The organism is Streptomyces sp. NPDC054834 (assembly GCF_053611185.1).
Genome location: NZ_JBSGZV010000016.1, coordinates 49,896 through 69,904, shown reverse-complemented (window position 1 = coordinate 69,904; position 20,009 = coordinate 49,896). Strand labels below are relative to the sequence as shown.

Annotated in this window: 17 protein-coding genes; 1 reads left to right on the top strand and 16 read right to left on the bottom strand. The window is 71.8% G+C overall.

The window, feature by feature from the left end:
* Positions 1 to 95: 95 nt before the first annotated feature.
* From ACWGJM_RS22470 to ACWGJM_RS22395, 16 genes are all read right to left on the bottom strand, one after another.
* Positions 96 to 980, bottom strand: a complete 885-nt coding sequence (locus ACWGJM_RS22470; protein WP_453413452.1) for a 4'-phosphopantetheinyl transferase family protein — start codon at positions 978 to 980, stop codon at positions 96 to 98.
* On the bottom strand, positions 977 to 2,833 hold the full coding sequence (locus ACWGJM_RS22465; RefSeq protein ID WP_453413451.1) for a beta-ketoacyl [acyl carrier protein] synthase domain-containing protein: 1,857 nt from the start codon (positions 2,831 to 2,833) through the stop codon (positions 977 to 979). Before ACWGJM_RS22465 ends, ACWGJM_RS22470 begins: the two co-directional genes overlap by 4 nt.
* A gap of 14 nt (positions 2,834 to 2,847) precedes the next feature.
* The gene (locus ACWGJM_RS22460; protein ID WP_453413450.1) at positions 2,848 to 3,567 is read right to left on the bottom strand and encodes a phosphopantetheine-binding protein; all 720 of its coding nucleotides are present in this window, start codon (positions 3,565 to 3,567) and stop codon (positions 2,848 to 2,850) included.
* A gap of 28 nt (positions 3,568 to 3,595) precedes the next feature.
* Complete coding sequence (locus ACWGJM_RS22455) at positions 3,596 to 4,480, bottom strand: AfsR/SARP family transcriptional regulator (RefSeq protein ID WP_453413449.1); 885 nt, start codon at positions 4,478 to 4,480, stop codon at positions 3,596 to 3,598.
* 307 nt (positions 4,481 to 4,787) lie between these two features.
* Positions 4,788 to 6,386 carry an acyl-CoA carboxylase subunit beta gene (locus tag ACWGJM_RS22450; protein ID WP_453413448.1) on the bottom strand — a complete coding sequence of 533 codons (1,599 nt, stop codon included), beginning with the start codon at positions 6,384 to 6,386 and terminating at the stop codon, positions 4,788 to 4,790.
* A gap of 37 nt (positions 6,387 to 6,423) precedes the next feature.
* Complete coding sequence (locus tag ACWGJM_RS22445) at positions 6,424 to 6,624, bottom strand: acyl-CoA carboxylase subunit epsilon (RefSeq protein ID WP_361813387.1); 201 nt, start codon at positions 6,622 to 6,624, stop codon at positions 6,424 to 6,426.
* A 250-nt stretch (positions 6,625 to 6,874) separates the two neighbouring features.
* Positions 6,875 to 8,908 carry a condensation domain-containing protein gene (locus ACWGJM_RS22440; protein WP_453413447.1) on the bottom strand — a complete coding sequence of 678 codons (2,034 nt, stop codon included), beginning with the start codon at positions 8,906 to 8,908 and terminating at the stop codon, positions 6,875 to 6,877.
* 196 nt (positions 8,909 to 9,104) lie between these two features.
* Complete coding sequence (locus ACWGJM_RS22435) at positions 9,105 to 9,989, bottom strand: 4'-phosphopantetheinyl transferase family protein (protein WP_453413446.1); 885 nt, start codon at positions 9,987 to 9,989, stop codon at positions 9,105 to 9,107.
* Positions 9,986 to 10,687: a hypothetical protein gene (locus ACWGJM_RS22430; RefSeq protein WP_453413445.1), complete on the bottom strand. Its 702-nt coding sequence runs from the start codon at positions 10,685 to 10,687 to the stop codon at positions 9,986 to 9,988. The genes ACWGJM_RS22435 and ACWGJM_RS22430 overlap by 4 nt, the downstream gene beginning before the upstream one ends.
* Positions 10,688 to 11,697: 1,010 nt before the next feature.
* The gene (locus ACWGJM_RS22425; RefSeq protein WP_453413444.1) at positions 11,698 to 12,642 is read right to left on the bottom strand and encodes an aromatase/cyclase; all 945 of its coding nucleotides are present in this window, start codon (positions 12,640 to 12,642) and stop codon (positions 11,698 to 11,700) included.
* 137 nt (positions 12,643 to 12,779) lie between these two features.
* A complete protein-coding gene (locus ACWGJM_RS22420) occupies positions 12,780 to 13,625 on the bottom strand; it encodes an AfsR/SARP family transcriptional regulator (RefSeq protein WP_453413443.1) in 846 nt (281 codons plus the stop codon).
* A 216-nt stretch (positions 13,626 to 13,841) separates the two neighbouring features.
* Positions 13,842 to 14,504: a ScbR family autoregulator-binding transcription factor gene (locus tag ACWGJM_RS22415; protein WP_453413442.1), complete on the bottom strand. Its 663-nt coding sequence runs from the start codon at positions 14,502 to 14,504 to the stop codon at positions 13,842 to 13,844.
* A 419-nt stretch (positions 14,505 to 14,923) separates the two neighbouring features.
* Positions 14,924 to 15,592: a ScbR family autoregulator-binding transcription factor gene (locus ACWGJM_RS22410; RefSeq protein WP_453413441.1), complete on the bottom strand. Its 669-nt coding sequence runs from the start codon at positions 15,590 to 15,592 to the stop codon at positions 14,924 to 14,926.
* A gap of 197 nt (positions 15,593 to 15,789) precedes the next feature.
* On the bottom strand, positions 15,790 to 16,563 hold the full coding sequence (locus ACWGJM_RS22405) for an SDR family NAD(P)-dependent oxidoreductase (RefSeq protein ID WP_453413440.1): 774 nt from the start codon (positions 16,561 to 16,563) through the stop codon (positions 15,790 to 15,792).
* Positions 16,560 to 17,309, bottom strand: a complete 750-nt coding sequence (locus ACWGJM_RS22400) for an HAD family phosphatase (protein WP_453413439.1) — start codon at positions 17,307 to 17,309, stop codon at positions 16,560 to 16,562. The genes ACWGJM_RS22405 and ACWGJM_RS22400 overlap by 4 nt, the downstream gene beginning before the upstream one ends.
* Positions 17,310 to 17,348: 39 nt before the next feature.
* On the bottom strand, positions 17,349 to 18,560 hold the full coding sequence (locus ACWGJM_RS22395; protein ID WP_453413438.1) for a cytochrome P450 family protein: 1,212 nt from the start codon (positions 18,558 to 18,560) through the stop codon (positions 17,349 to 17,351).
* A 318-nt stretch (positions 18,561 to 18,878) separates the two neighbouring features.
* On the opposite strand from ACWGJM_RS22395, the gene ACWGJM_RS22390 reads away from it, so the two are divergent.
* Entirely contained in the window at positions 18,879 to 19,829 is a 951-nt protein-coding gene (locus ACWGJM_RS22390; protein WP_453413437.1) for a ScbA/BarX family gamma-butyrolactone biosynthesis protein, read from the top strand.
* Positions 19,830 to 20,009: the final 180 nt, after the last annotated feature.

The following is a 20,009-nucleotide window of genomic DNA, read 5'->3' as shown; positions in this document are numbered from 1 at the left end:
ACCCCTGACCAATAACCCCTTGCACCCCTGCCCTATAACCCTTGCGCCCCTGACCGATAACCCCTGACATCCCCTGCCCGAACCCGGGCTTCCCCCTATTCCCGCGCCCCGCCCACCGGTTCGGGCAGGGGGATGGTGTGCGAGGCGGCCCGCCCCCAGGGAAATCCGTGGTGGAGTTGCAGTACGGGCGAGAGCTGCTCGTCCGCCGGTACGGCGACGGCGGCCAGGACGTCGGGCACCGGCTCCAGCTCCAGGAACCGCCACCGCCCGGCCAGGTCGTCGGCGGGCGGCTGGAAGGCGAGCACGCCGCGGTCGTCGGCCAGGGTGAAGGAGAACTCGTCGAAGGGCAGTCCGAGGCCCAGGCCGCGGGCCTTGGAGTACGCCTCCTTCAGCGTCCACAGCCGCAGTACCCGCCGGTCCCGGCCCCGGCCCGGGGCCGCGCGCGCCGCCCACCGCTGCTCCTCGGGGGCGAAGGTGCGCACGATGGTCTCGATGGCCTGCGCGTCCCGGTCCAGGGCCTCGACGTCCACGCCGATGCGGTGCCGGCGGACGATGCCGAGCAGGTTGTAGCCGCCGGCGTGGGAGAGGTTGAAGTCCAGGTGCGAGCCGCCGCGCGGCAGACCTCCCGGCAGCGGCTGGAGGAACGGACGGCCGCGGGAAGACCGCCAGATGACCATTTCGGCCTCGGCGAGACCGGCCTCCAGGGCGAGGGCCCGGCGGACCAGGGTGTGGGCGACGAGGTACTGCCGGCGGTCGCGTTCGAAGATGAACCGCGCGGCCGTCTCCCGTTCCCGGTCGTCGAGCCAGTGCGCGGCCAGGACACCGGCGAGGGCCGGTGCGAGGTCTTCGTTGGGGCAGATCCACAGCTTGACCGGCGCGACCGTCTCGTCGAACGGTGCGGGCGCGGCGGTGCGGGTGTCGGGCGCGGTGCCATGGGTGTCGGGCGCGGTGCCATGGGTCTCGGGCGCGGTGATCGTCATGGTGTCGGCTCGTCCGTGGTCGGGCCGCCGATCCACAGCGGCCGGCGCAGCATCGCGGTCGGGGGCAGCGGCACCACCGGGGCGGGCTCCGTCGCGCCGCCCGTGGTCGCGCCGCCCGCGGTCACGTCGACGCCGGCCAGCCACAGCCGTGCCAGCGCCGCCGCCCGGTGTCCCCGCCACAGGGCCGCCAGGTACTCCCCGGTCTCGGGCAACTCCTCGACGAGCGGCCCCTGTCCCGCCCGCCCCCGCAGATCGACGGCCCGCACCCGGCCCGCGGCACGCTCTTCGGTGCCGCCGGGTTCCTGCGTGAACGCGGGACCCGGATCCGCCGCGAACGCGGCGAGCGCGGTGGCCAGTTCGGCGGTCGTACGGGCGGTCGTGGCGAGCCGGCAGGGCAGGGCGGCGCGGCCCAGACGCAGTTCGCTGGCGACCGCGGTCAGCTCGGGAGCCTGGCCCGGGGAGCCGTCCGGCGGGTCCAGCCGGGCGGCCAGGCGTCCGGCGGTGCGGGCCAGGTGCTCCGGGGTGGGCGCCGACAGCAGGACCAGCTCCTCGCCCTGTGCCGCGGCGTACGGCCGGGGACCGGCTCCGGTGCGCGGATGCTCCTCCAGGACCACCCCGGCCACGGTGCCGCTCGCACCGCGCACGGTGACCGAGGCCCGGCGCGGCAGTTCGCGGCCCGCGTCGTCGTACCGGGGCGGCCATTCACCGGCGTCCCGGCCGGGTGCCGGCAGCAGGGTGGCGTGCCGCAGCTGGAGTACCGCGCGGACCAGCGCGACGAGCCCGGTGGCGGCGCCCGCGTCGCCGACGGCGGCCGTCGCCGTGGCCCCGGTCTCCCGGAGGGCGACGCTCGAGGCGTCGACGCCCGCCGCGGCGAGCGCCCGCCGGGCCACCCGCTCGGCGGCCCTGGCCGTGCCTCGTCCGGCGTGTCCGACGGCGCTGCCGCGGACGACGGCGTGCACGGTGTCCCCGGCGGCCCGGGCGGCCGTCAGCGGCCTGAGCAGCAGGGCGCCCACGCCCTCGGCGCGGTCGGCGCCGTGCCGGGAGGGGTGCAGCCGCAGGTCTGCGGCACCGACCAGGGCCGCCGCGCACTCCCCGGCCTTGAGCGCGCCGAGCGCCAGGTGCAGGGCGGTGAGGAAGGAGGCCTCGCCGGTGTCGACGGCCTGGCTGGGCCCGCGCAGATCGAGCAGCGCGGACAGCCGCCCGGCCGGATCCCCGGACCCGGCCGCACGACGGACCCGCGTACGTATCTCCGTGTGTCCCTCCGCACGCCCGTGCGCGAGCTGTTCGGCCGCCAGCAGCGCATAGTCCGCCGGACCCGTCGCGACGTACACCCCGAGGCTGCGCGGCTCGCCGTCGGCCGAGGTGAGCGCGTCGAGCCGGGCACCGGCGTATCCGGCGGTCTCCAGTGTGTGCCAGACGGTCTCCAGCAGCAGCCGCTCCTGGGGGTCCATCAGGGCGGCGTCCTGCGGCCCGAGTCCGAAGAACTCCGCGTCGAACTCGTCGAAGCCGTCGAGGAACCGGCCGGTCCGCCCGGCCCGTACTCCCTGACCGGACGGCGGCGCCGGGGTCCGGTCGCGCCCGTCGGTCTGCGCGCGCCAGAAGGCCTCCAGGCCGCCGGCGTGCGGGAAACGGGCGTGCAGGGCCGTGACCGCGTACCGGTCGGCGGCCGGGCGCTCGCCGTTCCCGGCGCCCGCCGGCACGGTCGTCAGGTCACGTACCGGCGGGGGTTCGGACGCGACCGGCGGTCCGGCGGGAGCCGCCGGGACGAGAAGCGCTCCGGTGAGCAGGGCCACGGCCTGTTCCCGGGGCAGTGCTCCGCTCTTGAAGCGGGTGAGGATCTCCCTGTTGTCCATGGGTGCTGTCCGGTTCAGGCGGCCCGGCCCGCCAGCAGGGCGGCCGCCTCGTCGACGCTGAGCCGGTCGTCGCGCACCGCGTCGAGCAGCGCGTCCAGCTCGTCGGGGGTCAGCGGCGGCCGGGACGCGCCCCGGCCCGCGGTCGCGGTCGCGGCCCGTGTGCCCGCGCCGGGCAGCACCGGCGTTCCGGTCAGCGGGCCCGTGGAGCGGTTGGCGACGAAGGACGCCATGGCGGCGAGGCTGGGGTGGTCGTAGACGGTGACGGGCCGCTCGGTGAGGCCGTAGGCGCGGTTGATGCCGGCGACGAACTCCGCGGCGAGGATGGAGTCGATGCCGAGCTCGGCGAAGTCCGCGCCGGGGTCGATCTCCCAGGGAGCGCAGTGCAGGATCCGCGCCAGCTGTTCGCGCAGCACCTGGAGCACGGCCCCGGCGGCGCCGGGATCCGGGGCGGGGGGCCGGGGCCCGGTCTGCGAGCGTACGTCCGTGACATGGCGGGCGAGCGCGGCCGGGGTCGGATGGTCGTAGAGCACCGCGGCGGCGATCCGGATGCCGAAGCGGGCGCCCAGGGCCGTCACGAACTCGATGGTGAGCATGGAGTCGAGGCCGAGGGCCTGGAAGGGCTGCTCCGGGTCGATCCGGTCGGGTTCGACGTGCAGGAGGTCGGCCAGCACGGCCGTGAGCTCCGCGAGGACGTCGCCCGGGGCACCGGTGGGCGCCGTCGGCTCACTGGTCATGGTGGAGGCCTCCAAGGTTCGCAAGGATTCAGCGGGTCGGCGCCAGCCGACCGCCCTGCGCGACCGGCGGCACCTGCGGTGCGGGCGCTACGGGGCCCGGCGCCGTCGGGCCGAGCGCGGTCTCCGGCGCGGCCATCAGGATCGAGTGCTGGAGCCGGCGCAGCCGGGGCGACGGCTCCAGTCCCAGGTCCCGCCCGAGGGTGGTGCGCAGCTGCTGGTAGACGGCAAGGGCCTCCCCGCGCCGGCCGGAGCGGTGCAGCGCGAGCATGAACTGGGCGTGCAGGGTCTCGTGGGTGCGGTAACGGCTGGTCAGGACGGTCAGCTCCGCCAGTACCTCGCGGTGCCGCCCGAGCCGCAGGTCGGCCTCGATGCGCTGGTCCAGCGCGCACAGCCGGCTCTCGTCGAGCCGCTTTGCCTCCATGGCGAGCTGCGGGCCGGTCTGCACGTCGGCGAAGGCGGATCCGGACCACAGGTCCAGGGCGGAGCGCAGCGTGCGGGAGGCCCCCGCGAAGTCGCCCGCGTCCATGGACCGGTAGCCCGTGCCGGCCAGCCGCTCGAACTCCCGTACGTCGCTGGTCCCGCCGCCGGAGGAGAGCAGATACCCGCCGGGCAGGGTCAGCAGCACGTCCTTCGCGGTACGGCTCTCGGGCGCGGCGCCGGGTTCCCGCCCGGCGTCGTGCGCGAGCGCCGCGGCGATGAGCTCGCGCAGCTGTAGCACGTAGGTCTGGAGGGTGGTGCGGGCGCTGCGCGGCGGCCTGCCCGACCACAGTTCCTCGATGAGTGAGGCGACCGGTACAACCCGGTCGGCGTGCAGGGCCAGCAGCGCCAGGACCTGCCGCGGCTTCGGGGCCGTCGGGGCGATGGAGACCCCGTTCTCCCTCACGTCCAGTGCGCCCAGTACGTCGATGTCCACGCCGTCTCCCTAGTCCACGTGCGCTGCTGGCACTCCACGATTTAAAAACAGCACGAACGGTATGTCAATACCAAACCATCTGTTCTGTTTTTAACAAGTTGCTAGCAATCATGGAGCGGACCTCGACACCCCACCCGACCTGCCAAAAACCCTGCCAGGCAGGCGAGCTGACACTCAGCCACCCGCCCGTCAGGACCTATGCACCATTTCGTCCCCAGCGACACTCACCGACAAGGGGCCGCAAGAACGGACCGAGATGAATGGTAAGTGCAGAATAAACAGACTCTCCGGTCTTCTATGTCCGGGGTTACTGCGGGGGGTTGCCGTGCTTCCGGGAGGGCAGCTCCGCGTGCTTGAGGTGCAGCATCGCCAGGGACCGGATCAGCACCTGGCGCGTCTCGGCCGGGTCGATGACATCGTCGACCAGGCCGCGCTCGGCCGCGTAATAGGGATGCATCAGCTCGGACTTGTACTCCTGGACCATCTGCTGCCGCATGGCCTCGGGGTCCTCGGCCTCGGCGATCTGACGCCGGAAGATCACATTGGCCGCGCCGTCCGCGCCCATCACGGCGATCTCGTTGGTCGGCCAGGCGTAGGTGAGGTCGGCGCCGATGGACTGGCTGTCCATGACGATGTAGGCACCTCCGTACGCCTTGCGCAGGATCAGCGAGATGCGCGGCACGGTGGCGTTGCAGTAGGCGTACAGCAGCTTCGCGCCGTGCCGGATGATCCCGCCGTGCTCCTGGTCGACACCGGGCAGGAAGCCGGGCACGTCCAGCAGCGTCACGATCGGAATGTTGAAGGCGTCGCACATCTGCACGAAGCGCGCGGCCTTCTCGGACGCCTCGATGTCGAGCACACCGGCAAGACTCTGCGGCTGGTTGGCGACGATTCCGACCACGTGTCCGTCGAGCCGGGCCAGGGCGCAGATGATGTTGCGCGCCCAGCGCTCGTGGACCTCGAGGTACTCGCCGTCGTCGACGATCTCCTCGATGACCCGCGTCATGTCGTAAGGCCGGTTGCCGTCGAGCGGCACCAGGTCCAGCAGCGCCTCACCGCGCCGGTCGGCGGGGTCGGCGGTCGCCACGTGCGGGGGGTTCTCGCGGTTGTTCTGCGGGAGCAGCGAGAGGAGGTAGCGCACCTCGGCGATGCAGGTCTCCTCGTCGTCGTACGCGAAGTGGCACACGCCGGAGGTCTCGGCGTGCACGTCGGCGCCGCCGAGCCCGTTCTGGCTGATCTCCTCGCCGGTGACGGCCTTCACGACGTCCGGGCCGGTGATGAACATCTGCGAGGTCTCGCGGACCATGAACACGAAGTCCGTCAGGGCGGGCGAGTAGGCGGCCCCGCCCGCGCACGGGCCGAGCATCACACTGATCTGCGGGATGACCCCGGACGCCTTGGTGTTGCGCTGGAAGATCCCGCCGTAGCCGGCCAGCGCGGAGACGCCCTCCTGGATACGGGCGCCCGCACCGTCGTTGAGCGACACCAGCGGCGCCCCGGCCGCGATGGCCATGTCCATGATCTTGTGGATCTTCGTGGCATGGGCCTCGCCCAGCGCACCGCCGAAGATCCGGAAGTCATGGGCGTACACGAAGACCGTACGCCCCTCCACCGTCCCCCACCCGGTGATGACACCGTCGGTGTACGGCTTCTTCGCCTCCAGCCCAAAACCGGTCGCCCGGTGCCGGCGCAGCTGCTCGACCTCCTGGAAGGAACCCGGGTCCACCAGCAGCTCGATGCGCTCCCGGGCCGTCAGCTTGCCCTTGGCGTGCTGCGCCTGGGTCGCCTTCTCGCTCGGGCCCGCGAGCGCCCGTGCGCGGGTCGCGTGCAACTCCGCGACACGGCCGCGGATGTCGGCCGGGCCGGCCTCGGCCGGAGCCGAAGCAGAGGCAATCGTCGTCGACATGTTCGTCAGATCCCTTTCTGAGGGGCGGAGCATCCCGTCACTGCCAGCTGCGCGATCCCCGGTAGTTCTCCGGCCGTCGCCACCACCGGGAACCGTTGACCGGCCGCCTGTCCTGGTCCTCGTCCGCCGCCCGACCGCTCAGCGCGAGCAGTACGACGGTGAGCGCGGCCAGTTCTTCGTCGCTCGCCCGCCCCCGCTCGACGCGCAGGGCCGGCTCCTCGCGGTCCGTGTCCCCCATGCCGCCTCCTCCAGCGTTTTCGCCACCGTCCGGCATGCGGCTCAAGAGCAACTCTCGGCCCACTCGAAGCGCGGTCGACCGGGGGCCTGCCAGGGCGCCACCGGGCCGGGCCGCCCTCTCAACGCGCTGCGCACGCACCGCCCGCAGCACCGCCCGCAGCACCGCCCGCAGCGCCTCCTGCGGCGCGCGGGCGCCCCGGCCGCCGGCCCACAGCCGCACGCAGCAACCGCCATCCGGCCGGGCCACGGCCTCACGCGCTGCGCGTGCGCACCGCCCGCAGTGCCTCCGACAGCGCGCGGGCGCTCTCCGACGGACCGCCGACCCCGGTCATGACCACCGTCGGGACCTCACCCGTGCGCTCCGCCGCCATACGGGCGATCTCGTAGGCGGTCGGGCCGGCGGGCCCGCTGCCGCACACCACCAACCGCCGCCCCGGATCCAGCAGTTCGAAGAGAGTGGCGGGCGACGGGCCGGTCGGTCCCGCCATGCTGAGCGACACGATCCGCTCGGGCCCCTCGTGCTCGCGTGCCAGCAACTCGTACGCGCCGGGCGTGACCCCGGGGACCGCGACCAGGCAGACGACGTCCGCCTGAGGATCCCCGGCGCGCAGCACGGCCAGTGCCAGCTGGCCGAAGCCGGGGCCGCGCCGCGTCATCCGGGGGACCTCGACGGCCCGCAGCAGCCCCAGCACGTCGGCGACGGTGGTCCGTTCGTTCCGGTCGGGCAGGCTGCGCAGCAGTTGCATGCACTGCGACAGCGTCCCCGAGGCGTCGGTGTCCGCGAACCGGGCCCGGTCGTACAGGGCGGTCAGCACCAGGCCGCCCTCGGTGTCGTAGTGCGCGACGAGGGTGACCGGCAGACTCGTGTCACCGCTCGCGCTCTGCGGGACGCCCACCCGGATGCCCTGCGCCTTCAGTTCGGCCCGCAGGTTGTCCGGCAGCTCGGGGTGGCTGTCGAAGCGGACGGTGGTCTCGGTGAGGTCGGTGTCGTCGCCCCGCCCGGTCCACTCCCTGATCCGGTCGCCGGACACCCAGGCGTAAGGGGTCAGGTCGAGCGCGGCGTCGCGCACCTGGAGCAGCAGGTCCACCAGGGGCGCCGAGGGATCGACGGTGACCGTCATCGGCAGCGGGTTGCCCAGCAGCCCGGGGATGCCGGCCGCGGCCCGCAGCGACATGTCCCGGCCGGAGAGGTGCACGCCGAAGGCGACCGGCAGCGGTCCGTCGCCGCTCGCCGCCCGGTACAGCAGCAGGGCCCACACCACGTGCAGGGCGCTGCTCTCCCCCGCCCCCCGGCTCACCGCCCAGGAACGCAGCCGGGAGGTCTGGGGCGGCCGGAGCCGGCGCTGGATCCGGCCGGCCCCGACGGCGTGCCGGGGCGGCCCGCCGGGACGGCCCGGGCTGACCGCGGTGCCCGGGGGCGGCGCGGCGGCCGTCCAGAACTCCCGGGCGGCGTGCGGGTCCTGCTCGGCGAGCCACTCGGCGTGGTCGCGGATGTCGGGCCGCCGGTCGCCGCCCGGCAGCACCCCGCTCGAGAGGTACGACCGGTAGAACTCGCGGACGAGGAGCCGGGCGCCGCGCTCGTCGAGCAGGGCCCGGTGATAGGTCACCAGAACCCGGGTGGGCGACCGTCCCGTCCCCGTGGTGTCCGGCGGCCCGTCGAGCAGGGACACCCGCAGCAGCCCGGGCCGGTACAGCTCGAAGCCGCGCGCCCGGTCCTGCCGGAGCAGTTCGCTCCAGCCGACCGCGGTGTGCACATGGCGTACGACCTCCACCACGGACCGGTCGTGCAGCACCAGCCGCGCGGCGCCCGCCCAGTCGAAGGACGCCCGCAGCACGGCTTCCCGTTCGGCGACGGACTGCCAGGCGGTGATGAACCGGGTGAGGTCCAGCGGCCCCGCCCAGTCCCAGAACAGCTGCTCCACATGGCGGCCGGGCCCGCCCTGCCCGGTCACCGACGCGAGCAGCAGTTGGCGCTGGTGCCCGGTCACCGGGACGGTGCCCACCGTGGGCGAGGCCAGCAGGTCGGCCATCAGTTCCGGGGTGAGCGGGCCGTCGTCCCGCGCCGGGTCGACGCGGGTGAGGCGCAGCAGGGGCCGGCCGGGGCGTTCGGCGTCCAGTTCGACGTGGTAGGCGCGATGGCGCTCGGCGATCCGGGCGGCGACGGACTCGGCCTCGGCGGCGCCGAGACCGCACAGCTCGAAGGCGAGCGGCGCCCACGACTGCGTACCGGACGGCTCATGGACCACGGCGAGAACGGCGCCCGCGTGCGAGTGATGGCTGCTCATCCGCTCCCCCGGGCGCCGCGTTCCGCTGCCACGGCAGGGCGGACCAGCCCCCTGCCCTCCTTCTCGAATCGTTTCTGCACGGCTCGTCCTCGCATCGCGGGTTCCGGTACGGCCCGTTCCCGCACCACGGTTTCCGACACGGCTCTCTCGCACATCGCCCGGATCCGCACGGCTGACCGCGTCCGGCCGCCCCGCCTCATCGCCCACCGGAGCCCCGCGGCCCCGGGAAACCTATGATGCGTGCGTCGGGCAACGGATCGGGCACCGCCTCCGGCGCCGGACTCGGCACCGGACCCGACTCCACGGGTGGTGAAACGGGCACACCGGGCGCATCCGCCTCCGCCCGCGCGCTCCGGCGGTGCGCCTCACTCACCAGGAAGCGCCCCTGGACGAGATGCGTGGCGAAGGACCACTCGCGGGCGGCGTCGTCGGTCAGCACGGCGGCCCCCGACTCGTCCCAGCGGAAACCGAACGCGGCGAACCGCCGCCGCATGCCCTGACCGAGCGCCTTGGTGTACGCCTCCTTCAGCGTCCACAGCCGCAGGAACCGGTCGGTGCGCTCGCCGTCGGGCAGGGCGGCGAGCAGCTCGGCCTCCTCCGGGGTGCACGCGTGGTCGCGCAGCAGCTCGAAGGAGACCCGGCGCGCGGCGGGTTCGGCGTCCACCCCGATCGGCCCCACCCGGCTCACGCCGACCACGATCAGCTCGTCGGTGTGCGTGAGACTCATGTGCAGCTCCGTGCCCAGCCCACGCAGTACGGGCCGCCCGCCCGGCAGATAGGCGAGGTCGAGTGCGGACGGGGGGACCTGGAGGGCCGCGGCGACCGTGTGCTTGACGACCACCCGCGAGACGGCGAAGCTCAGCCGCCCGGCCGGGGCGGGATGCTGCCGGTAGCGCGGCCAGTCACGGCCGAGCAGTTCGCGCAGCCCGGGGTCGAGCAGGGCGGCGGTCAGCCATTGGCCCCAGGTGGTGTGCACCACGGCGCGGCCCGTCTCCTCGATCCGCTCCTGCACCTCGTCCCAGGGCCCCTCGGGACCGGCGACGTGGCCGGGCGGCGGGAGGTGCCCGCTGGTCCCGGTCACCACAGCAGCTTGGTGGCGTACAGGTCGCAGTCGACGCCGTGCCCGCTCCGCTCGGCGAGCTCGGCCCAGACAGCGGGGTGCGGATCGGGCGTGCGGCCGGGCAGCGGGGCGCCGAGCCGCTCGGTGATACGGCCCAGCGCGAGCAGCGCCCAGTGCGGGCCGCCGAGGAACCGTACCCACGTGTTCTCAGCCGCCTCCCGTACCCCGAGTACGGCCGCGGCCAGCAACAGCAGGGCGTGCCGGTCCGCCAGCGCCCGTGCCGCCGGATCGGCCGGGTCGTGCGAGGCGTCGGGACCGCAGGCGACCCGCAGCGCCCGCTGCTCGGTCACCAGCCGCCGGGCGACGCGGGCGAGCGCGGCGGTGACCTGGTCCCCGTCGCCGTCGAGGCGGGCGGTCGCACCGGCGAGCGTGGCCGCGAGGACACCGTGGCAGTCCCCGTCCCCGGCATCGGCGTCCTCGAGCCGGAACAGCCCGCTGAGCTCCGGGCGTTCACCGTGCCGCGCGGGGTCGGTCAGCTCGGCCAGCCCGCGCACGATCAGCTGCTGCCAGGAGGCCGCCGCCGCCCAGTCGACCCGCGCCACCGCCCGGTCCCGGGCCAGCTTCGCCAACGTACGCCGCTCAGGACTGTCCGCCCCGAACCCACACTCGTTCAGCACCAGCTCAAGATCGTCCAGCACCTCACCGACCAACAACGGCACGACATACCCCACAACACCAACCACAGCCCAAACCCCACCCCCCACCCACGCCGACGGCTCAACGTCCCCACAAGAGCTACCCGCCCCCACCCACGAACCAGCACCCGCCGACGGCTCAACGTCCCCACGAGGGCCACCCGCCCCCACCCACGAACCAGCACCCGCCGACGGCTCAACGTCCCCACGAGGGCCACCCGCCCCCACCCACGAACCAGCACCCGCCGACGGCTCAACGTCCCCACGAGGGCCACCCGCCCCCACCCATGAACCAGCACCCGCCGACGACGCGAAACCCCCACAGGGGCCACCCGCACCCGACCACGAATCAGCACGGGTGGTGCAGGTGGTGCGGGTGGGAACCCCAGACCCGGCCGAAGGCCGGGTGCCCCCCAACGCACCGGCACGGACCCCCGCACGGACCCCCCGCAACCCCACCGTCGTCAAACTCTCACAAGCCAGCAGATCCCCGAACGCCGAAGCAAGCACGGGCCGCCACTGCCCAACCCCCGACTCGTGCCGCCCGAGCCCGTCCACGATCCGCGCCACCCCACGCAGCACACCACCGGCCGCCGCGATCAGCGCCGCCGACCCCAGCAAGGCAGCCACCGGCTCCGGACCGCTCGACAGAGGCCGAACGCCCCAGGCATGCCCGAGCGCCAGGTCCCGCCGGAACACGGGCCGCAGGGCACGAGCCAACTGGTCCGGCGCCAACGCCCCACCCGACGGCCGCGCACCCAGCTCCGGCTCACCCCCGGCAAGGACCCCGGCAAGGACCCCGGCACCGGCAAGACCCCCGGGCGGCTCGGGACACGCCCCCGCCGAAGCCCACAACGCGGGCCGCCCATAAGGGTTGGCAGGATCGCGGGGATCACCCAGCAGCGCCTCCAGCCGCAGCGCCCGCAGCGCCACCCCGACCGGCGCCTGCACCTCGGCATACGCCTGCGTGAGGGCCATCGCCGACCTCCTCGTCCTCCTCGTCGTTGCGGTGCCCGCCATACTCCCCGGCGCGCTCATCGCAACCGGCGTACGGCGCTCTCGGCATGCCACTTGGCCAGCGCCAGCGCCTCGGTGCCGGCCCGGCCCAGCCACTCGCGCACATACCGGCGGGCGTCCACGAGAAGGGCGCCTTCGCCCAGGACGGCCTCCACGGCCTCCTCGCGCAGCATGACGTGATGGGCGGAGACCACCCGCACCCCGGACTCGTCCGGGTCCAGGTACCACTCCCCGATGTGAGCCGCGATCAGTTCGGGCGTCACGGTCTCCTTGTAGACGATCCGTCCGGCGTGCGGGAAGCACAGCCGTACGGTCTCGGTGGTGACCGTCTCCCCCGTCTCCGTGGCGCAGGTGTCCAGCGCGGCGACCTGGACGCCGGGCTGGTCCTCGGTCACCCCGGCCCACTCGACGTGCGGGATCAGCTCGACCCAGTCCTCGATGCGGTAGAGGAAGTCGTAGACGAGTTCCAGCGGCCCCTCGACGTGCACGCTGTCCTCGAATGACAGCAGCAACTCGTCCAGTTTCTCCCAGTGCTCGGCCGTCTCCCGCAGCACGGCCAGCTGGGCGCGTACGTCCGCCTCCAGCGCGCCGGGCGGCTCACCGGGACCGGAGGGCCGGTCGTGCCGCAGGGTCACCAGGGACCGTTCCTCGCCCTCGGCCTCGACGGTCCAGCTACCGGACGTGGGGGCGCCGGGCAGGAAGGTGTCCTCCTGCTCGAAGTCGATGGAGCGCAGCTGCGGCCGCAGTACCCGCCGCGCGACGGAGGAGCGCACGTGGTCGGCGTGTACGTCCCACACCCGCAGGTGTTCCTCGTGGCCGTCGAACCGCGTCCGCTCGACGTGGACGTGGGAGGGCAGGAAGACCGGCCAGCGGGGGGCGTCGGCGAGCAGGCCGTAGACCACTCCGGCGGGAGCGGCCACTGACACCGTGTGCCGGCTGGAGTGCATCCGCTGTGACGACATGCGTGACCCCCCTCCTCCAGGTGTGATCAACGCTGCACCGCCGGACTAAAGCGGTGCTCGATCGCTGGTAGAGGGAACGTTCGACGGGCCGACCGGCCGGCGCATCCGGTCGGTCGGCCCACCCGCGGTCAGGCCGGTCAGCCCACCGGCGTGACCGGGGCCGTCTGCGCGAGGCGCGCGGCGGGCGCGGTCTCGGGGCCGGACATCAGGATGGAGCGCTGTAGTTTGCCCAGCGCGGACGACGGCTCCAGGCCGAGCGTGCGCACCAGGGTGGCGCGCAGCCGCTGGTAGGCGTCGAGTGCCTCACCGCGGCGCCCGGAGCGGTAGAGGGCCAGCATGTACTGGCCGCACAGGCTCTCGTGGGTGGGGTAACGGCTGACCAGTACGGTCAGTTCGGCGAGCAGCTCGCGGTGCCGGCCGAGTCTGAGGTCGGCCTCGATGCGCTGGTCCAGAGCACACAGCCGGCTCTCCTCGAGCCGTTTGACCTGCGTCTGGAGATGGGTGCCGGTGTGCACGTCGGCGAGGGCCGGGCCGGTCCACAGGGTGAGGGCATCGCGCAGCAGGCGGGCGGCCTGGGGGTAGTCCTCGGCGTCCATGGCCCGGTATCCCGTACCGGCGAGCCGCTCGAACTCCCGTACGTCGCTGGTGCCCTGAGCGCTCTTCAGCAGATAGCCGCCGGGCACGGTCAGCAGCACGTCCTTGGCCGACCGCCGGTCGCCGCCCCCGTCCGCGGTCTCGCCGGCGCCGTCCTCCAGCGCCACGGTGATCAGCTCCCGCAGCTGAAGGATGTAGGTCTGGAGTGTGGGCCGCGCGCTGCGCGGTGGCTCGGCACCCCACAGCTCCTCGGTCAGCACGCCCACCGGCACGACCTGGTCGGCGTGCAGGGCCAGCAGTGCGAGCACCTGTCGCGGCTTGGGGGCGGTCGGTGTGATCGACACGCCCTTCTCGCGTACGGCGAGTGTGCCGAGTACGTCGATGTCCACGCCGTGTCCCCCGTCCTCTGGTGCCGTTCTAGAGCCGTTCCCTAGCACTCCGAGTAAAAAACAGCACGGGCGGTATGTCAATACCAAACCGGGCACCCTACTTATGCTCCAGCCACACCCGAGAGAGAACGGAATAAGCCGCATACAGGGGCATATTGTTTGAAGGTCCAGTCCACAGACACGGAAAGAGTGGAGTGGGATCCATCGCTTGACCCGTCAATTACCAGACCGTTCGGACTGTTTTACTCGGCCCGTCACTTCGTCGACTCGTTCGAAGACTTCCAGCGCCACCGCATGGTCAGGAGAGGCCGCCAACCGGGGCAGGATGAACGTCCAGAACTGCGCCAGGCGCTCGGCCGAGAGCCACTCGGGGTCCGTCGTGCCGAGCGCCTCGAAGCCGAGCGTGGCGGCCACGATCGCGGTGGTGGCGACATCGGCCGAGACGCCTTCCGCGAGTTCCCCCGCACCCCGCGCCTGCACGACGAGGCCCTGGACCCAGGCGCGCCACCAGTGCAGCATCTCAGCCCCGTTCTTGCGGGACGGATCGTTGCACAGCTTGAAACCCGCCCTGACCACCGGGTCGCCGGCGACCGCGAGCAGCATGCTGGAGGTGGCGTGCACGAGCGACTGCAGCGAGGTCCCCGCCCCCGAGCGACAGTTCTCGGCCAGCTTCTCCACGGACTCCGCCGCCGCGCTCTCCACCTCCCTGGCCAGAGCGTCCTTGCTGGCGAAATGGAAATGCAGGGCCCCGGCGCTCACGCCGGCCCGCTTGCTGATGGCAGGCAGGGTGGCCAACGCATACCCCTCGTCGGCGAAGACCTCGGCCGCCGCGACGATGAGGGTCCGACGAGTACGCGCCGCTCGTACCTGCTTGACCATCGCGTCCTCCTCCTGGGGTCCAGCGGAATACGGAATAAATCAGTCCGCTTCCCTCAGGGCCTGCGGCTTTCCGTTATCCACCATAGCAAACCGCATGATTGGTTGGTTTACTAGAGGAGTGACAGTGTGCCCCTCGCGCCGCTTCGGAGCGTATGGCGCATGACTCCCTGGTCACGGCCACAAGGGGCGCTCACGGCTTCGCAAGACGCCCCGGGGGCGCTCACAAAAACAGCACAACTGGTCTGATACCAGTCAGGTGCGATCAGGCCCCTTCAGGCCCTTCACCCTGGCCGACGCTTCCGACGCTTCCAGCAGCGGCACGGCGAAAAGTGTCCGGCGGCAGGGAGCACAACAGCCGAGACAACCAAACCACGCAGAAGGTTTGGTAAGGGCCCCCTTCACAGGACCCTCACCGGGTGTCAGCCCTCGGAGGCCACGAGCGCGACGGTCTCCGACAGACGCATCGACTCCTCGACGATACGGGCTCCCCGGTCGGGTGCCGTGTCGAGTCTGATCAACGCCGCGGGTGTGGCGATGGCCGGCAGCATGTGGTTGAACAGGATGGAGACGCGCTCGCTCAGGTCCGACCAGTCGGAGTTCGCCTCGGAGAACATCTGCGTCCCCAGCCATGCTCCCAGGAAGCACTCCGCCGTCTCGGACGGGACGACGTGCGGGAGCACCTCACCCCGCTCCTTGGCCTCGCTCAGATACTTGGTCGACACCTCGATCCAGGCGGGCCAGGCACTCCCGAACAGACGGCGGCCCTGGAGGTCCGCCGAGAGACGGATGCCCGCCAGGAGGATGATGTCCCTGGGTATCTGGTAGGCCAGCGTCATGCCGACGTCCACCCACTCCTGGAGCTTCAGCTCGCGCGGCGCCCAGACGTCGGTCGCGATCTGGGTGCCGATGACCCCCCGTGCAAGGGCTTCCTTGGAGTCGAAGTGGAAGTACAGAGCGCCCTTGGTCACCCCGGCCCGCTCGAGGATCTCCGCGATGGTGGCGGCGGCGTAGCCCCGCTCCGCGAAGACCTCGGCGGCGGCCTGGATAACAGCACGACGGGTCCGTACTGCACGTTCCTGCCGCGCCATGGGGGCCTCCTAAGTCAGAAATTAAAACCGCATGTTACGTACCTTACCCTCTTTGAGCCCGGATTCCCCGAGCCCGACAGTGGTAACCGCTGCACGGCAGCAAGTTCCGCGCCGGGTTCTGTCGTCACCTGCCGCCCCGCGGGCCCGTTCCACGGGCGTTGGCAGGGGGGAGTGACGACAAGACCGGGCAAGCGGTTTCACCAGGCGGTACGGCCTCCGTCCACGGGGAGCGTCGCACCCGTCACGAAGCTCGCCTTGTCGCTGCACAGCCAGGCGGCCGTCTCCGCGACCTCGGCCGGATCCGCGGCCCGGCCCTGCGGAGCGGACTGGAGCGCGCGCTTCTCCGCTCCGGGGGTGCGGGCGAACCACTCGTCGACCATCTCGGAGCGCGTCAGGCCCGGTGCTATCGCGTTGACCCGTATGCCGTGCGCGGCGTACTCCACCGCGGCCGCCTTGGTCAGGCCGATCACGGCGTGCTTGGCGGCTATGTACGGCGCGGCCGTCGAGGACGCGACCAGCCCGCCCACACTGCTGGTGTTCACGATCGCACCCCCGTCACCCGCCAGCATCGCCGTGATCTCGTGGCGCATGCAGTTCCACACGCCCCGCACGTTCGTCTCCATGACGAGGTCGTACGCCGAGTCCTCCAGCCGGTGCAGGGGAACCTTCTCCACCCCGGCGCCGGCGTTGTTGAACGCTCCGTCCAGACGGCCGTGACGCTCGACCGCGTACTCCACGGCCCGCCGGATCTGGTCGCCGTCGCGCACGTCCGCGACGCGGTAACTCGCCTCCATGCCCTTGTGGCACAGCTCCGCCACAAGGTCCCGCAGCCGGCTCTCCCGGCGGGCCGTCAGAACAACGGCGGCCCCCTGCTGCGCGAACACCCGTGCCGCGGCCGCTCCGATGCCGCTGCTGGCGCCCGTGATGAGCACGGTCTTTCCGGCGAGGGGAAGCAACTCGTCACCGGTCATGACAGCACCTCGCTCACCAGGGGCACACCACCGGCTTCGGGACCGCCCTCGCGCCGCCAGACGGTCCCGTTCGCGGCGTCGAGGTCGAGGGCGCGCACCATCGGCTCGTCGATGGCTGACAGGGTCCGCGTCAGGTAGCGGACACCGGCCTCCCGCATGAGAGACCGCTGGAACCCGTGCGGGAAGGGGCTGGGATGCCCGATGAAGGGCACGTCCAGCTCCCTGGCCCGTTCGGCGAACGTCGCCACGTCGTCGATGAAGAGGACCTGCTGGCTGGTGAGCCCGAAACGGCCGATGATCTCCTGGATGCCGGGGCGGAAGCCGTCGGTGCAGATGTACCGGGGCTCGGTGAAGCACGCGGACCACGAGCCGAGGTGACGCTCGAAGTGGCTCTCGTCCAGCCCGCCGTAGCACACGACGTCCAGTCCGAGGGCGCTCAGGCGGTGCAGGAGCGCGAGCGCTCCGTCGGCCACCTGGACCGGATGCGCGCGCAGATACGCCTCGCGTTCGGCGAAGTAGGCCGCGATCACCTCCTCCTCGGTCGCCGTGCCGCCCGTCATCTCGACGAACATCCGGGCGGCGGTCAGCCGCGACCGGGAGAAGAACATCTGCTCCACTTCGGGCGTGTAGGCGAGCCCCCGTCCGACGACGAAACGGTGGATCACGGGGCTGAAGGAGTCGTTGAGCAGGACGCCGTCGATGTTCACCGCGGCCAGACGAAGAATGCGCAGTGCGGGCAGTGGCATGGAAGTCTCCCTGTGAGGGCGGGACGGAATGACACCTGCTCAGGCAGCGGGCACCAGCACCACCGGCAGGCCGGTGTGACCGCTGGAGATGAACGACTCGGACAGGTTCAACTCACCGGACGGCACGGCCAGTCGTATCGCCGGGAAGCGTTCGAAGAGAGCGGGCAGCGCGATCGTCGCCTCGCTCATGGCCAGCGGACGGCCCACACAGTGGTGCACCCCGTGGCCGAAGGCCAGGTGCTCGCGGCGCGTGGGACGGGTGACGTCGAACGCGCCGGCGTCGGTCCCGTGCGTGACCGGGCAGCGGCCCGCGGCGACGAGCGACAACAGAATCGGTTCCCCCGCCGGGATGACGGTGCCGTCCAGTTCGACGTCCCGCACGGCGAACCGCAGCGGGATGTTGGCCACCGGTGCGTGGTAGCGCAGCGTCTCGTCCACCACCGCGTCCCAGGGGACTCGGCCCTCCCGGACGAGTGCGAGCTGCTCGGGATGGGTGAGCAGGGCGTGGATGGCGTGGTCGAGAAGGTTGACGGTGGTCTCGTGGCCCGCTCCGAGGACCAGGTGGAGGGTGTCCACGAGTTCCTTCTCCGTCAGACCGTCACCGTCCTCGTCGCGTACGGCGATCAGGGCGCTGGTGAGGTCGGCCGCCGGCTGCGCTCGCTTGCGTCCGACCAGGTCGTTCAGCAGCCCGTACAGCTCGGCCTGGTTCTTCTGCGCCATCTCCGGAGTGGTGGAGGTGGTGAACAGTACGTTCACCACCCCGTGGAAGCTGTCGCGCTCCCCTCCTTCCAGGCCGAGCATCTCCGAGATCAGGCGTATGGGCAGCTCGTAGGCGAACTCCCGGCGGATGTCCACGGGTTGTCCCGGTGGCGTCCGCTCCAGCCGGGTGAGCAGCTCGTCGGTGATCTCGCTGATGCGTGGCTGGAGTTCGGCCACACGCCGGGTGGTGAACACCCCGGCGACGAGCTTGCGCAGTCGGGTGTGCTCCTCGCCGTAGGCGGTGAGCATGCTGCGCACCGACACCCACATCGCCAGTGGCCAGGAATCGTCGACCTCGCCCTCGATCCACGCGGGCCAGTGCCGGTAGGCGTCCTTGGACACCATCGGGTTCGTCATCACCTGCTTGATCAGGTCCAGCCGGTTCACCGACCAGGCCGTCACGCCACCCGGGAGCTCCACCTGGACGACCGGCCCGAGTTCGCGCAGCCGGGCGGCCTCGGCGTGCAGGTTCTGGCCAGAAGGATCGAGCACAACAGGAGCGGATCGGTTCTGCATCGCTACCTCCAGTAGGCGGTGATCGAGCTCAAAGAAAACCGCAGAACAGGTTTGTTAATCCGATTGACTTGATCATGCCACAGCGGAGCTCTGTGCCGGTACGCACCTTTCACGCCTTCCAAGTGCTTTGTCAACGCCTGAAAATGCGCGTTTAAACCATCCCTAACGGAACGTTTCGTTCAGTCGCCCGGGAGACGCTTGCCCAACCTTTTACCTAGCGGCGGATCCAAGAAAACCGGTAGGTCCGTATCTTATGAGTCGTCGTCGAACATAGCTTCAAGACGGGGGTCTTCGATGGGTCTTGACACCACTCAGCGCGGCGTCGAACTGCCCGCACTGCCGAGGCTGACCACCACGGTCCCGAAGGAGTACGTCCACCGGGCCAGCCTCGCCGAGGTGTTCCTCACGGGCTGCACCGCGCGCGACGATCAGAGGTTCTCCCTGACCGGGCAGTGGCCTCGCGCACACACGCTCTTCAACGGCAACGACGGCAACCGGCACGATCCCCTTCAGGTTGCAGAGACGTTTCGGCAGGCGGGCATGTTCCTCGCCCACGCCGAGCTCGGAGTGCCCCTCAGCCACCGCTTCGTCCTGTGGAACCTCAGCTACACGACCTACCTGCCCGAACTGCGCATCACCTCGAGCCCGACCGACTTCGAACTCGACGCGAGAGCAACCGAGATCACCTGGCGTCGTGGGGTGGCCGGCTGGTTGCGGCTGGAACTGTCCATCCGCCGCGAAGGCGTCCTCGTGGCCAACGGAGCGGGCTCCTTCTCGTCCATCCCGCCGGCCGTGTACACCCGGCTGCGCTCGAACCACCGAGCCTGGTCGGGCGCGCCCTTCGACCTGCGCGCGGACCGGGCTCCCCTCGCTCCTGTCACCGTGGGCCGCACCGCACGCACCGACGTGGTGCTCTCCGCCACCGACAGCCCCTCGCGCTGGCTGCTCACCCCGGACCTCGACCACCCGATCTTCTTCGACCACGCGGACGACCACCTGCCGGGAATGGTCCTGCTGGAAGGCGCCCGCCAGGCCGCCTCCACCCTGGTCGCCCCGCACCGCATGGTCCCCGCGAACGCCTCCACCGACTTCTTCCGCTACGCCGAACTCGACCGGCCCTGCTGGATCGAGATCACGCACGTGTCGCCCGAGAGCAACGGGCTGATGACCGTGGAGGTCATCGGAGAACAGGACGGGGAGCGGGTGTTCACCTCGACGATCACGGGACCGGTCGACCAGGAGTGACAGCCACGGCATCATCGCGCCCCGGCCCTACCGCAACCACCCACCGCCTGCGAGGCTCACGCATCCGAGCCCGCAGGCGGTGTCGCCGGACCGTACGGACCGTCTACGGCCCCGAACCCGCGAACACGCGTCCCACGGCCCCTGCCGCTCGTTCCCGCGCGTAACACCCACGGCCGGTCC

What these genes read in the sequence shown, in the direction of transcription:
- ACWGJM_RS22405 (WP_453413440.1), bottom strand. Translation starts at nt 16,563, where the DNA reads ATGACCGGTGACGAGTTGCTTCCCCTCGCCGGAAAGACCGTGCTCATC.
- ACWGJM_RS22390 (WP_453413437.1), top strand. Translation starts at nt 18,879, where the DNA reads ATGGGTCTTGACACCACTCAGCGCGGCGTCGAACTGCCCGCACTGCCG.
- ACWGJM_RS22450 (WP_453413448.1), bottom strand. Translation starts at nt 6,386, where the DNA reads ATGTCGACGACGATTGCCTCTGCTTCGGCTCCGGCCGAGGCCGGCCCG.
- ACWGJM_RS22445 (WP_361813387.1), bottom strand. Translation starts at nt 6,624, where the DNA reads ATGGGGGACACGGACCGCGAGGAGCCGGCCCTGCGCGTCGAGCGGGGG.
- ACWGJM_RS22415 (WP_453413442.1), bottom strand. Translation starts at nt 14,504, where the DNA reads ATGGTCAAGCAGGTACGAGCGGCGCGTACTCGTCGGACCCTCATCGTC.
- ACWGJM_RS22400 (WP_453413439.1), bottom strand. Translation starts at nt 17,309, where the DNA reads ATGCCACTGCCCGCACTGCGCATTCTTCGTCTGGCCGCGGTGAACATC.
- ACWGJM_RS22460 (WP_453413450.1), bottom strand. Translation starts at nt 3,567, where the DNA reads ATGACCAGTGAGCCGACGGCGCCCACCGGTGCCCCGGGCGACGTCCTC.
- ACWGJM_RS22425 (WP_453413444.1), bottom strand. Translation starts at nt 12,642, where the DNA reads ATGTCGTCACAGCGGATGCACTCCAGCCGGCACACGGTGTCAGTGGCC.
- ACWGJM_RS22440 (WP_453413447.1), bottom strand. Translation starts at nt 8,908, where the DNA reads ATGAGCAGCCATCACTCGCACGCGGGCGCCGTTCTCGCCGTGGTCCAT.
- ACWGJM_RS22410 (WP_453413441.1), bottom strand. Translation starts at nt 15,592, where the DNA reads ATGGCGCGGCAGGAACGTGCAGTACGGACCCGTCGTGCTGTTATCCAG.
- ACWGJM_RS22465 (WP_453413451.1), bottom strand. Translation starts at nt 2,833, where the DNA reads ATGGACAACAGGGAGATCCTCACCCGCTTCAAGAGCGGAGCACTGCCC.
- ACWGJM_RS22470 (WP_453413452.1), bottom strand. Translation starts at nt 980, where the DNA reads ATGACGATCACCGCGCCCGAGACCCATGGCACCGCGCCCGACACCCAT.